The organism is Peribacillus sp. FSL M8-0224, from assembly GCF_038003055.1.
In the GTDB taxonomy this organism is placed as follows: Bacteria; Bacillota; Bacilli; order Bacillales; family DSM-1321; genus Peribacillus; species Peribacillus frigoritolerans.
In genome coordinates this window covers 5,230,880-5,244,304 of sequence record NZ_JBBOOJ010000001.1, presented here as the reverse complement: position 1 = coordinate 5,244,304, position 13,425 = coordinate 5,230,880, and the positions used below count along the sequence as shown (strand labels likewise).

The window sequence follows — 13,425 nt, the reverse complement described above, 5'->3', positions numbered from 1 at the left end:
TGATGAGCATGCAAATCGAAATGCACAATATTTATAAAGCATTTGGTCAAAACAAGGTATTGGAAGGTGTTCATTTTTCTTTAGAGGCTGGGGAAGTGCATGCACTAATGGGGGAAAATGGAGCGGGGAAATCAACCTTGATGAACATTTTGACCGGGCTGCATAAACAAGATCAAGGAACGATCGAGATTAACGGTAAAGAAACCTCCTTCAAGGATTCAAAGGAAGCCGAAGAGGCGGGAATGGCCTTTATCCGTCAGGAATTGAATATTTGGCCCGAAATGACCGTGCTGGAGAATCTATTTATCGGCAGGGAAATGGTGAATGGCTTCGGTGTCCTGAAGACGAAACAAATGAAAGCGCGTGCAAAGGAGATTTTTAAAACACTTAATATTTCCCTTCCTTTTGATAAGGAAGCCGGATCCTGTTCTGTCGGTGAACAGCAAATGATTGAAATTGCCAAGGCGCTCATGACGGATGCCGAAGTCATCATCATGGACGAGCCAACGGCCGCTTTGACTGATAGGGAAATAGAGAAGCTCTTTGAAGTGATGAGGGGGCTTACCAAAAAGGGTGTATCGCTTGTTTATATTTCTCACCGAATGGAAGAAATATTCGCCATTTGTGACAGGATCACCGTAATGCGTGACGGAAAGACAGTCGATACGAAAAGAATTGCAGAAACAAATTTCGATGAAGTCGTTCAAAAAATGGTCGGGCGGGAGCTGGAGGACCGTTTTCCTCATCGTGAAGCGAATCCTGGCGACATAGTCCTTGATGTGAAAGGTTTAACCAGAAAGGGGATTTTTGAAGATATCCATTTCGCGGTTCGGCAAGGTGAGATTGTCGGTGTAGCCGGATTAATGGGAGCAGGCAGAACGGAAATAATGCGCGCCCTTTTTGGTGTCGACCAAATAGACAGCGGTGAAATCACCATTGAAGGCAAGAAAGTTTCCATACGAAAACCAACGGATGCAGTTCGACAAGGCCTGGCTTTCATTACGGAAAATCGTAAAGAAGAGGGATTGATCCTCGACTTTTCTGTAAGGGAAAATATCGGCTTGCCGAATCTCAAGAGTTTTGCTCCTAGCGGTATCGTGAAAACGGAAGATGAGATGAACTTTGCCGAAATGATGATTAAGCGCCTTCACGTGAAGACATCTTCTGTTGAAACGATCATCGGCAACCTATCCGGAGGAAATCAACAGAAGGTGGTAATCGCCAAATGGATCGGCACTTCCCCTAAAGTTTTAATTATGGATGAACCGACCCGGGGCATAGATGTTGGTGCAAAACGTGAAATTTACGAATTGATGAATGAATTGACGGAACGAGGCATCGCCATCATCATGGTTTCCTCGGAACTTCCGGAAATCATTGGAATGAGCGATAGAATCCTTGTGGTTCACGAAGGTGGGATTGCTGGGGAATTGTTAAAGCAGGAAGCGACGCAAGAAAAAATTATGGCATTGGCGACAGGAGGGAACTAGGATGAAACTTGAGGCTACAGGGAAAAGCGGGATTTGGCAAAAATTTGGTCCGTTACTCGCCCTGGTACTTTTATTTATCGTAATAACCGTTTTAAATCCATCATTCATGGAACCGAATAATATTTTGAATTTATTGCGTCAAACCTCCATCAATGCACTTATTGCATTTGGAATGACCTTTATCATATTGACAGGCGGCATTGACTTATCCGTCGGTTCCATTTTAGCTCTATCCAGCGCACTCATGGCTGGTATGATGGTCTCGGGATTAGATCCGATCTTGGCCATATTGGTGGGCATTCTACTAGGTGCAATAATGGGTGTAATCAATGGGATTCTCGTTTCAAAGGGTAAGATGGCCCCTTTCATCGTGACACTGGCCACCATGACGATTTTCCGGGGATTAACGCTTGTGTACACGGATGGAAAGCCGATTACTGGAATTGGCGATTCCGTTATGTTTCAGATGCTTGGGAGAGGTTACTTCCTGGGAGTGCCGGTACCGGCCGTTGTGATGATCATCGCTTTCATGATCCTATGGTTCCTGCTTCATAAAACATCCTTTGGCCGTAAAACATATGCCATCGGCGGAAATGAAAGGGCTTCCCGGATTTCGGGGATTAAAGTTGACCGGGTCAAGGTGGCCATATATGGTCTGGCTGGTACGATGGCGGCAATCGCCGGTGCCATTTTAACATCGCGTCTGAATTCGGCACAGCCGACGGCAGGACAATCCTATGAAATGGATGCCATCGCAGCCGTGGTGCTGGGCGGAACGAGCCTTTCAGGCGGTAAAGGGCGGTTGTTCGGTACGCTGGTGGGTGTCCTGATCATCGGTACCTTGAATAACGGCATGAACTTACTTGGTGTATCCTCCTTCTACCAGCAAGTGGTAAAAGGTGCAGTTATATTAATCGCGGTCTTACTTGACCGTAAAAAATCATAAGAAGAGGTGTAATCAATGAAAAAAATAGTAACGATCATCATGGTTCTTTCTTTAATGGTCTTGGCTGCCTGTTCAATGGATTCTGGTCTAACAGATGATAAAAAGGAAAAGAAAGACTCGATGAAAGACGTGAAAGTCGGGGTCAGCATCTCTACTTTAAACAACCCATTCTTCGTTTCCTTAAAAGATGGTATTGAAAAAGAGGCAAAAGAAAAGGGCATGAAAGTCACAGTTGTTGACGCCCAGGATGATACGGCAAAGCAAATCAGCGGAATTGAAGATTTAACCCTTCAAAAGGTTGATGTCCTTCTTGTGAATCCAACTGACTCTGCGGCAATATCTTCAGCCGTTAAAGATGCAAATGATGCGGGCATTCCCGTCATCACGATTGACCGCTCTTCAGACGAAGGCGACATTGAAACGTTCATCGCTTCCGATAATGTGGCTGGCGGGGAAATGGCTGCAGAATATCTAGTTAAAGAGCTTGGCGAAAAAGCGAAAGTAGTGGAACTTGAAGGGGTATCCGGAGCATCTGCAACTCGTGAACGCGGGAAAGGTTTCCATAATATTGCGGACAAGCAGTTAGAGGTCCTGACAAGTCAAACGGCGGAATTCGACCGGACAAAAGGGCTTAACGTAATGGAAAATATCCTGCAAGGCAATAAAGACATCCAAGCGGTATTCGCCCATAATGATGAAATGGCACTAGGAGCCATTGAAGCAATCAAGGCGGCAGGCAAAGACATCATCGTCGTTGGCTTTGACGGAAATGATGATGCATTGAAAGCAGTTGAAAACGGTGAACTAAAAGCTACAATCGCCCAACAACCGGCACTTATCGGTGAAGAAGCGGTTAATGCGGCTGAAAAGATCTTAAAAGGCGACAAAGTGGATGACACAATATCCGTTCCATTGAAATTGGTCACCAAAGAGTGATTGTCTCCCAAACAAAAAGAGTGCCGGAAATCTTCCGGCACTCTTTTTGTAGTGTTTTGATCTCATTGATGTGATTTTAGTGTGGATATTCAGCTTGAAATGATATCAATAAGAGGGAGATAGAAAAGTGAGTTCATTTTTTTAGGCGGCCCCGTGTCGGAACCGCCCATTACATCTATTGATTGCTAGAGTACACCTTGAGTCAGCATCGCATCCGCCACTTTAAGAAATCCGGCAATATTGGCCCCGACAACTAAATTGCCAGGCGCACCATATGCTTCGGCGGCCTCTATGCTATTTTTATAGATATTTTTCATGATCTCATGCAGCTTGGCATCGACTTCTTCGAAAGTCCAAGGCATCCTGGCACTGTTTTGGGCCATTTCGAGTGCAGACACGGCTACGCCGCCTGCATTGGCTGCCTTTGCTGGTCCAAAAAGGATGCCGTTATTAAGGAATACATCAATGGCCTCAAGGGTTGAAGGCATATTAGCGCCCTCACCGACTGCCTTCACATTATTTTTGACCAGTAATTTTGCTGCTTCTTCATCGATTTCATTTTGTGTGGCACAAGGCAGTGCGATGTCGCATGGTACAGACCAGATGCCGTAGCTTCCTTCATGGTATACAGCCTCCGGGTGCGCATCGACATACTCGCTTAAACGTTTTCGTTCCACTTCTTTTAGACGTCTAACTGTATCAAGATTCAGTCCATTTTCATCATATATGTAGCCATTGGAGTCGCTGCATGCAACAACTTTAGCGCCTAGCTGTGTAGCTTTTTCAATGGCATAAATGGATACATTGCCCGACCCTGAGATAACGACAGTGCTGCCATGGAATTGTAACCCTTTGTCTTTTAGCATTTCTTCGACAAAGTAAACCGTTCCATATCCAGTCGCCTCTGTACGGGCCAAGCTTCCGCCGTAACTTATGCCTTTACCGGTTAAAACACCGGCATGGTAGCTGCCTTGCATCTTTTTATACTGACCGAACAAGTAACCGATCTCCCTTGCACCGACTCCGATATCACCAGCCGGTACGTCTGTATCAGGGCCGATATAACGAGATAGTTCCGACATGAAGCTTTGGCAAAAACGCATGATTTCCGCATCCGATTTTCCTTTTGGATCGAAGTCCGACCCGCCTTTACCCCCACCGATCGGCTGGCCAGTAAGCGAGTTTTTAAAGATTTGCTCGAAACCAAGAAATTTTATGATGCTGGAATTGACAGTGGGGTGGAAACGGAGTCCGCCTTTGAATGGTCCGATTGCACTGTTGAATTGCACACGAAAACCACGGTTGACTTGAACATTACCCAGGTCATCAACCCAAGAGACACGGAAGGTGATCATTCTTTCGGGTTCTACCAGCCTCTCCAATATCCCGCTTTTCATATATTCTGGATGTTTTGCAAAAACCGGGACCAATGAAAGGAATATCTCCTTTACTGCTTGATGGAATTCACTTTCGTGAGGATTACGTTCCTTTACCTGTGCGTATACTTGACTTACGAACTCTCTGGCAACCTGCAATTCCTCATGTTCGACTTCCTGTGAAGTGGTCATTGTTTTCTCTCCTTTAGTTAAAGTCATAAAATATTAAATAGGGTAAGTCTATCGGTTTTTATATGATACTTTCATGATATAATTTAAAAATGAAACGAACAATCTGAATATTAGATAAATAACATGCTGTTTTGATATGAAAGAGGGAGCTTAGATTGGAATTAAGGCAAATTGAATATTTCATTGAAGTGGCAAAGCGTGAACATATGACGGAAGCAGCAGTGGATTTGCATGTTGCCCAGTCTGCTGTCAGTCGCCAAATATACAATTTAGAAGAAGAGCTGGGTGTGCCCTTATTTATCAGGGAAGGCCGAAAGATTAGATTGACGCCTATAGGCCATACATTTTTATCTCATATGGAACAAGCTATGGATATAATCAATCGTGCCAAGCGTGAGATGGCCGAAAGTCTGGATCCGGAAAAAGGGACAATCCGCATTGGCTTTCCCAGCAGTTTGGCTTCTTATGTATTGCCAAGGGTCATTTCCGACTTCAGGGAAAGTTACCCCCAGGCGAAATTCACATTGAAACAAGGTTCCTATCGCTACCTGATAGATTCTGTGATTAAAGGAAACATTAACATGGCCTTGATTGGCCCCCTGCCGGTGAATGAAAAGAAAATCAAAGGGGAAACGCTGTTTATTGAGAACTTAGTTGCCCTTCTGCCAGAAAGCCATCCTTTGGCCCTGAAGAAATCACTATCCTTGAATGAGCTTCAAGGAAATCCGTTCATCTTATCTCCAAAGGGTTATGTTTTAAGGGATCTCGTTATGAAAGCTTGCAAATTGCATGGTTTTGAACCGGAGGTGGCATTTGAAGGGAAAGATACTGATGCCATAAAAGGCCTGGTGGCGGCAGGTCTGGGTATAACTTTGATACCTGAGATTTCCTTGATTGATAGCTTGCCGCGTTTTACGGTTAAACTGCCGCTGGAGAATCCATCTGTAACCAGGGCTGTAGGGGTCATCGTTCCGACTGATAGGGAACTGATGCCAACGGAGAAATTGTTTTACCAATACTTGAAGGACACTTTTGCCAAATTGGAAGGATTTCAAAAATAGGATGATAGCTATTAGAAAAGGCATAAATACAATGAGAGAATCCTTAATCGGGTTCTTTTTTTTGTCGCAAATGTACCTAAGTATTCCATGTAGGCATCCTTAAAAGGGGATAACTTATTTTGAAATAATGAGTTATTGATTTTTATTGAACAGTAATGTGTTAAACCTTTATTTTTGAAAGCGCTTTTATTTTTTTAGAATAAAAATATCACTTACATTATCAGAAAATTCATGTTATTATACGAACAGACATTAACAGACATTCAGGTAGTGGTACGATATACTTAATAGGCTTTTTAAATGAAGACCTTTATTTTTTTTTCGATTTTACTAAATTGAATATTCTGATAATTAACAAGGAGTGGAGATAAAGTGAGCAGGAAAGAATACATCAGCGATCGAATGTACAAGGCATCAACAGGGATAGCCAACGCTGTTTTGGTTACATTAGGGATCGGGTTATTGTTTGAATCCATAGGGGGATATTTAGGTTGGGAGGTCTTTCTGGCAATAGGCGGGGCCGCGAAGGTCTTACTGGCACCAGCTTTAGGAGCAGGAATCGCCTATCAGCTAGGAGGAAATTCATTAATTATCTTTAGCGCCATGGCTTCAAGTGCTGTTGGAGGTGCTGCCATTCACAAAACGGCTGAGGGTGCCTTCACGATTGTTACGGGCCAGCCGCTAAGTGCTATCTTGGCAGCGGTGATTGCAACATATATAGGTAAGCGCATAATCGGCAAAACGAAGTTGGACATCATGGCCATCCCAATGGGTGCCGTTCTTGTCGGTGGAGTTTCGGGATATGGCCTGGCTCTTGTCACCACTCCGCTCCTAACATGGATAAGCAGTCAAACTACCGCTGCGGTCGAGGGTTCCCCATTAATCGGTTCCATGGTCATAGCCTTGGTATGGAGCATTTTATTGATGACACCGGCGTCTTCCGCCGCATTGGCGATCGCCCTGCAATTAGATCCCGTTTCCAGTGCTGCGGCCCTAATCGGATGTACGGTTCAGTTTGTCGGGTTCACTGTCATGTCTTATAAAGATAATGATATGGGCGGGTTCCTGGCACAGATGGTCGTTACGCCAAAAGTTCAATTTCCTAACCTGATCAAAAAACCATTATATGTAGTTCCGCCTTTTGTGGCGGCAATCATCTGTGCGCCTATCGCTACCTTGGCATTCGATTTTCAAGTGCCGTATGAGCTTGGAGGCATGGGGTTAAGTTCAATGATTGCCCCGATTGCGATCATAACCGGTCAGGGGCTATACACGTTCTTGGTTTATGTGGCAGTGGGGATGGTATTGCCAGCTGTGATCACGCTTGCCTTACATCGCGTATTGAAGATGATGGGTAAAGTTAAGCCAGGCGATCTTCATTTGGAAGTTTCATAATCAAAGTTTTCTTGGAAACCAGCCAGGTTAAGGAACCGGGCTGGTTTTTATTTATAAGGGGATTAGGGTAAAATGGGGAGGAAAGCATTTGCAAAGATAGGATGATATAGATGGGAAAAGAAATCGATATAAAAGTGAAAGCTAAGTTCGTGAGTAAAATCAGCAAGGGTTTTCCCTTGATTGTTAGAGAGTCGATAGCCAATCTTAATGACCTTCAGGAAGAGGGATCCTTGGTGCGCTTGGTGGATGAGAACAACCGCTTTCTGGCAAAAGGATATTATGGCATACAGAATAAGGGCTATGGCTGGATATTGACCCGGAGAGAGAATGAAAAGATTGATCAATCCTTCTTTAACGGAAAAATCCAGGCTGCATATGAATTCCGAAAGTCTTTTTTTGAAGATGGGGAGACTACAGCTTTCCGCTTGTTTAATGGGGAAGGTGATGGAATTGGCGGTTTAATCATTGATCATTATGATGGTCACTATGTCATTAGCTGGTATAGCAAAGGAATATATTTCTTTAAGGACTACATCCTTAAGGCTTTGCAGGAAACGGTCGAGGTCAAATCGATTTATCAGAAGAAACGCTTTGATACAAAGGGGCAGTACGTGGAAGAAGACGATTTTGTCATGGGCGAACAGCCGGAATTTCCGCTTCTTGTAAAGGAAAATGGAGTCCATTTTGCTGTTTATCTGAATGATGGGGCAATGGTCGGTGTCTTCCTTGATCAACGCGATGTCAGAAGGAAAATCCGCGATGAATACGCAAAAGGGAAAACGGTGTTGAATATGTTCTCCTATACGGGGGCATTCTCCGTGTTTGCCGCTTTAGGCGGTGCTGTTAAAACAACGAGTGTCGACCTGGCGAATAGAAGTTTACCAAAGACGACCGAGCAGTTCAGTGTGAATGGCATTGATCCTGAAGATCACAATATCGTGGTGATGGATGTTTTCAAGTATTTTAAATATGCGGTGAAGAAAGCCTTGAAATTTGAAATGGTCATCCTTGATCCGCCTAGCTTTGCCAAATCGAAGAAGTTTACTTTCAGTGCCGGAAAAGACTATACGAATCTACTGAAGGATACTATTTCCATTACGGAAGACAATGGGGTCATTATCGCCTCAACTAATTGCAGTACGTTCGACATGAAAAAATTCAAGAACTTCATTGATGTTGCTTTCAAGGAAATGAATGGAAAGTATGAAATCATGGAACAATTCTCATTGCCGGCTGATTTTAAAACAATTCCTGATTATAAGGAAGGGAATTATTTAAAAGTAGTCTTCATTAAGAAAATTAAAGGATAAGAAAAGGCGTCCACAGTTCAAGCAGAACTGTGAATGCCTTTTTTATAATGAAAATGTTTCATGTGGAACGATTGGACATTAGATTCACTGGATAGGCCGTTCACTTTTCAAACCTTTCGATACATGAAAGGAAGGTTTCCTGAGAATGCTGTTAGCCATGCAAAACTGGGCTGCATAGTAGGTAAGCATGATCAGTGGACCTGAAAAGGCAACATCATCGATAAACTTGTTCCAAGATAAAATGGAGTCTGAGATCATGAAGAGGACCCCGCCGATGATTGCGGCGGCATTTCCGGTCATAAATGCCGCCCAGCCCATAAGGGAGATGACCGTTACATAGCAGATCACAGGGATGATGAGGTTATGTTCCCCTTTTTCGATTAATGAATGTACAATTTCACGGCTAATCCAAGTGGAGTAAATGCTAATCGGAAGAATCGTCGCAAATCGGAGCCATGAAAAGTTCCATCGTCCAAAGAATGCCGAAATATAGAAAAGGTGGCCGGTCAAGAAGGCGGAAAGCCCGATGACGAACCAAATCAACAAACCATCTCCAAGCATGCAAAAGAATAAACCAAGAAGGATTAAGGATTGGTAACGACCCCGTCTTCCCACAGTAGTGCGGGCGTAGAGCAGTATCAATAACATGGGGAGTACCTTGAACAGTATTTTGATGATCAAAGGCTCTTCCGGTATAAGAAAAATATAGGATAGTCCCGTGATAAGGATTGCCCCAGGTAAGCATTTCATTAACATTCCATTCCCTCCTTCAATCTTTAATTCTATGCAAGGGGATGGAACCCCTTGTCAATGAAAGAACTGTTTGAAAGAAAGTCGTGAAAATGAAAAAACTGACCCCTGTTTAACCAGGAGCCAGTCAGTCATAAGAATCATACGGCTGAGTTTTCTTTAACGAAAGCTTGTTTTAACCAGTTTTTCCCCTCAACAAGCCTTGTGACAAGCATGGCACAAACCGTGTTTCCTGTTGAGTTAAGCAATGTAGCGGGAGCATCGATGATCGTGGATATAACGGCAATGATAGGCAGGACTTCCACAGGGAAGCCGAATACGCTAAGAATCAACATTTCCCCAATCATGCCGCCCCCAGGAATGGCACCCATAACAGCTCCAACCAAAAAGGCAACAGCAAGTATACTTAAAATGCTTGAAATGCTTGTCATATCCTTTCCAAATAAGCTGAATAGGAAAACGATTTTCAATACACCGCCGAAAACCGAACCATCTTTATGAGTGTTGGCTCCGAGTGGGATGACAGTCTCCGCTATATCCTTAGGCACGCCCATTTTCTTGACTGATTCCAGGTTGACTGGAATGGACGCGGCACTTGAACAAGTCGCGATGGCTGTAATGGAAGGTGTAAGGGCATTTTTCCAAAATAGTTTAACGCCATCTTTCCCGCCTGCGATAAAGGCATACAAAGTGAAGAAGCCGAAATAATAAATCAAGGCCAAGACTAGATAGAGAATGAAAGTACGAGCATATCCTTCTAAAATCTGCGGCCCAAGCTGCCCGATAATCGCCGCAAAATAAGCACCAAGTCCAATTGGCGCATAGTACATGACGATTTTGACGACCTTCATCATGACAGCTGTACCTGCTGTCAAAAACTCAGTAATCGGTCTTGCTTTCTCACCGACCAGTGCAGTGGAAAGTCCGATTAATACGGAGAAAACGATAAGCTGAAGCATATTGCTTCTGGAGAACAGTTCTGGAAAGTCGGAAACGGTTACAGTGCTGACCAGTTGACTGAAGAAGGAAACTTCTTCGATGGTCTCTTCAGGGGAACTGTTTTCCATAAGTTCTTTAATGGCTGTCGTATCTGTACCCTCCAACGGATTGACGATGGTTGTCCCAATAAATCCAATGACGGCAGCTAAAGCAGCCGTTGTCAGGAAAACGAGAACGATACTTCCCATAATTTTTCCGAGACGCTTCATTCCGCTCATATTGGCAATCGCTGAAGCAATGCTGAAAAATACCAATGGCACGATGATCGTGAACATCAGATTTAAGAATAAGTCCCCTAGCGGCTGTATGATCGAGGTTTTCTCCCCGAAAACCACGCCCGCTATCCCACCGATAATGATGGCAGTGAGCAGTATTAAAGAGGATCGATAGTTTTTGATAAAGCTCTTCATTTAAATTCAGTCCTTTCAGGATGAAGATATCAATAAAAATATACTTCATTATCAACTCTAAAATCGGGTTTGACAATATTTTTTTATAGGAAGGAATGTTAAAGGAATAAATGCAATAAATAATAATGGGGAATGGATGGTGAAAATATCGAGAAGGAGGGATAGAATGGCATTTGTTGAGGTGGAAGAAGGCGTTCGGTTGTTTTATGAGGAAAAGGGCCAGGGGAGACCGATTATCTTTATCCATGGTGTGTGGATGAGCAGCCGGTTCTTTAAAAGGCAGCTGCCGTACTTTTCAGAAAAATATAGAACGATATTGCTTGATTTAAGAAGTCATGGCCAGTCAAATCATGTACATTATGGAAATACGGTCTCCGTTTATGCAAAAGATCTTCATGCGTTCATAGGTGAACTGGGATTAAAGGATGTTATACTTGTAGGCTGGTCGATGGGGGCATTTGTCGTTTGGGATTATCTTAAGCAATTCGGTGAGGGAAATATTCATTCAACTGTGATCGTGGATGAATTGGCCTCTGATTTTAAGTGGCCCGATTTTCATATCGGTGCATTTGATATGGAAACGTTGATCGCCTTCATGACAGAAATTCAAACGAATCGTACCCCATTTTTGCAAAAATTCCTTACTTCCATGTTCAACAATGAATTATCTGCAGAGGATGCAGGCTGGATGCTTGGGGAAGTGACCAAAATGCCGGAATCCATTGCTGGCAGCATTCTATTTGACCAATCGATTGTGGACTATCGTTCCTTCTTGCCGGCAATCAATGTACCCACACTTCTCTGTTTTGGAAGACATGAAAAAGTCATTCCTGTAGCAGCTGGGGAACATTTGCATGAAAACATTCCGAATTCCAAACTAGTAATCTTTGAAGATAGTTGCCATTGTCCGTTCTTGGAAGAAAGCGAGTTGTTTAATGAAACCGTGAATGGCTTCATTCAAAAGGGTGTATAGTCGTACAGGATCGGGAAAAGGGATGCAGTGCCTGCATTCCTTTTAATTATGAATATAATTGAATTTTCTTTTAACTAAACGGTTTTGGCAGGAAATAAAGGGAATACTGGTACTAAGAAAGATAGTAGTGAAGGTTAATGGAATTGATAAATTAAATAGGTAATATTTTTATATCCTTTTCACAGGAATTGGGCTATTATGAGGTGGATTTAAATTGGTGTGATCGTTTATCTGTTATTGAGAGAAACTCATGCAGGAAGTGATGGTGAGGATAAAATGGATGATCGTTTACCATACAATGAAATTATAGATGTATGTTTACTCGCGGGAAAAATCATGCTTCAGAACGGAGCGGAAACATCAAGGGTGGAAGATACGATGGTTAGGATCGCTGCAGCGTTTGGGTGCGGTGAATCACACAGTTTTTCGACCCCTACTGGAATTATTTTTTCGCTGGATGGCATGCACCCAGCTTCAAAATTGATCCGGGTTTCCCAACGATCTACAGATTTACATAAGGTGACTCTGGTTAATAGTATATCCCGAAGCATTTCCAGCAAGGAAATGACACCGGAGGAAGCATATTTACGGTTAAAACAAATCGAAAAGGCCGGGATGGGGTATCCCATGTGGGTGCAGGTCTTTGCTGCATTTATAGCGAGCGGCTGCTTTTTAATCATGTTCCAAGGACAGTGGAGTGATTTCATCTGGTCCTGTATAGCTGGAGCAATGGGATTCTCATGCCTGCTTTATTTGCACTGGTTATTGGAAGTCCGTTTTTTTGCTGAATTCATCGCCTCTTTAGTCGTAGGATTAGTAGCTTTGTTCTTTGTCCAGATTGGAGTTGGAAGTCATTTGGACACGATAATCATCGGAGCGGTGATGCCGCTTGTGCCAGGGCTGTTAATTACGAATGCAGCCAGGGATTTAATTGCAGGGCATTTGGTTTCGGGTCTATCCAAGGGTGCGGATGCAGGTTTGACTGCTTTAGCCATAGGGGCAGGAATATCGGCCGCGTTTGTTTTCTTATGATTTTAGGGGAGGAAGAATGATGATTGCACAGCTTATTACAAGTTTCATTGCCTCAGCCGCCTTTGGAGTCATCTTCAATGTACCAAAAAATTCATTGTTTCAATGTGGTTTCGTAGGGATGTTGGGGTGGATTTTATACTTTGCTCTGGTTGAAAATGAGATAAATAGCATCATTGCAACATTAGCGTCTGCATTTATCGTTGCGGTCATCAGCCAGTATTTTGCTAAAAGGTATAAAACGCCGATCACGATTTTCAATGTATCGGGAATCATCCCTCTCGTGCCTGGAGGTTTGTCGTATGATGCGATGAAGCATTTTGTCGGAAATGATTTTTATGTCGCCGTTCAGCTGGCAGCCAAGGTTTTCATGCTGGCTGGTGCCATTGCGATGGGGCTGATCTTTGCCGAAGTCATGAACCAGTTAGTAACTAAGTACAATAGAAGGAAGGTAAGATTGAGAAGTTAGCGGGAATCTTCCTGATGGATATGTTCTGAAAAAAGAGAAAGAAGAGCAGGCCGATGCCTGCTCTCCTTTCTCTTTTTAATATTTTAAAA

12 protein-coding genes are annotated in these 13,425 nt (G+C 43.3%); 9 read left to right on the top strand and 3 right to left on the bottom strand.

Annotated features, from left to right (window positions below):
• Window positions 1-8 precede the first annotated feature (8 nt).
• From MKX49_RS25510 to rbsB, 3 genes are read left to right on the top strand one after another with little or no spacing between them, the layout of a single operon-like run.
• On the top strand, window positions 9-1,490 hold the full coding sequence (locus MKX49_RS25510; protein WP_340878225.1) for a sugar ABC transporter ATP-binding protein: 1,482 nt from the start codon (window positions 9-11) through the stop codon (window positions 1,488-1,490).
• Between the two features lies 1 nt (window position 1,491).
• On the top strand, window positions 1,492-2,436 hold the full coding sequence (locus MKX49_RS25505; RefSeq protein WP_034316083.1) for an ABC transporter permease: 945 nt from the start codon (window positions 1,492-1,494) through the stop codon (window positions 2,434-2,436).
• A 15-nt stretch (window positions 2,437-2,451) separates the two neighbouring features.
• Window positions 2,452-3,372 carry a ribose ABC transporter substrate-binding protein RbsB gene (gene rbsB / locus MKX49_RS25500; RefSeq protein WP_340878224.1) on the top strand — a complete coding sequence of 307 codons (921 nt, stop codon included), beginning with the start codon at window positions 2,452-2,454 and terminating at the stop codon, window positions 3,370-3,372.
• Window positions 3,373-3,557: 185 nt separating this feature from the next.
• Here rbsB and gdhA read toward each other — a convergent pair whose 3' ends face one another.
• Window positions 3,558-4,940: an NADP-specific glutamate dehydrogenase gene (gene gdhA, locus MKX49_RS25495; protein WP_053536971.1), complete on the bottom strand. Its 1,383-nt coding sequence runs from the start codon at window positions 4,938-4,940 to the stop codon at window positions 3,558-3,560.
• Between the two features lie 155 nt (window positions 4,941-5,095).
• On the opposite strand from gdhA, the gene MKX49_RS25490 reads away from it, so the two are divergent.
• The 3 genes from MKX49_RS25490 to MKX49_RS25480 all read left to right on the top strand — a co-directional run bounded on the left by MKX49_RS25490 (window position 5,096) and on the right by MKX49_RS25480 (window position 8,706).
• Complete coding sequence (locus MKX49_RS25490; RefSeq protein ID WP_048685649.1) at window positions 5,096-6,001, top strand: LysR family transcriptional regulator; 906 nt, start codon at window positions 5,096-5,098, stop codon at window positions 5,999-6,001.
• Window positions 6,002-6,403: 402 nt separating this feature from the next.
• Window positions 6,404-7,396, top strand: a complete 993-nt coding sequence (locus MKX49_RS25485; protein ID WP_340878618.1) for a PTS transporter subunit IIC — start codon at window positions 6,404-6,406, stop codon at window positions 7,394-7,396.
• 110 nt (window positions 7,397-7,506) lie between these two features.
• Window positions 7,507-8,706 (top strand): class I SAM-dependent rRNA methyltransferase, encoded by a 1,200-nt coding sequence (locus MKX49_RS25480; RefSeq protein ID WP_340878222.1) that lies wholly within the window; start codon window positions 7,507-7,509, stop codon window positions 8,704-8,706.
• A gap of 84 nt (window positions 8,707-8,790) precedes the next feature.
• On the opposite strand, the gene MKX49_RS25475 is transcribed toward MKX49_RS25480, so the two are convergent.
• Window positions 8,791-9,462 carry a lysoplasmalogenase gene (locus tag MKX49_RS25475; protein WP_340878221.1) on the bottom strand — a complete coding sequence of 224 codons (672 nt, stop codon included), beginning with the start codon at window positions 9,460-9,462 and terminating at the stop codon, window positions 8,791-8,793.
• A gap of 134 nt (window positions 9,463-9,596) precedes the next feature.
• Window positions 9,597-10,865, bottom strand: a complete 1,269-nt coding sequence (locus tag MKX49_RS25470; RefSeq protein ID WP_289351426.1) for a dicarboxylate/amino acid:cation symporter — start codon at window positions 10,863-10,865, stop codon at window positions 9,597-9,599.
• A gap of 166 nt (window positions 10,866-11,031) precedes the next feature.
• Here MKX49_RS25470 and MKX49_RS25465 point away from each other — a divergent pair, with 166 nt between their 5' ends.
• The 3 genes from MKX49_RS25465 (at window position 11,032) to MKX49_RS25455 (ending at window position 13,336) form a co-directional block, all read left to right on the top strand.
• Complete coding sequence (locus tag MKX49_RS25465; RefSeq protein WP_340878220.1) at window positions 11,032-11,838, top strand: alpha/beta fold hydrolase; 807 nt, start codon at window positions 11,032-11,034, stop codon at window positions 11,836-11,838.
• Window positions 11,839-12,114: 276 nt separating this feature from the next.
• Entirely contained in the window at window positions 12,115-12,870 is a 756-nt protein-coding gene (locus MKX49_RS25460; RefSeq protein ID WP_262870361.1) for a threonine/serine exporter family protein, read from the top strand.
• Window positions 12,871-12,886: 16 nt separating this feature from the next.
• A complete protein-coding gene (locus MKX49_RS25455; protein ID WP_170956501.1) occupies window positions 12,887-13,336 on the top strand; it encodes a threonine/serine exporter family protein in 450 nt (149 codons plus the stop codon).
• Window positions 13,337-13,425 lie beyond the last annotated feature (89 nt).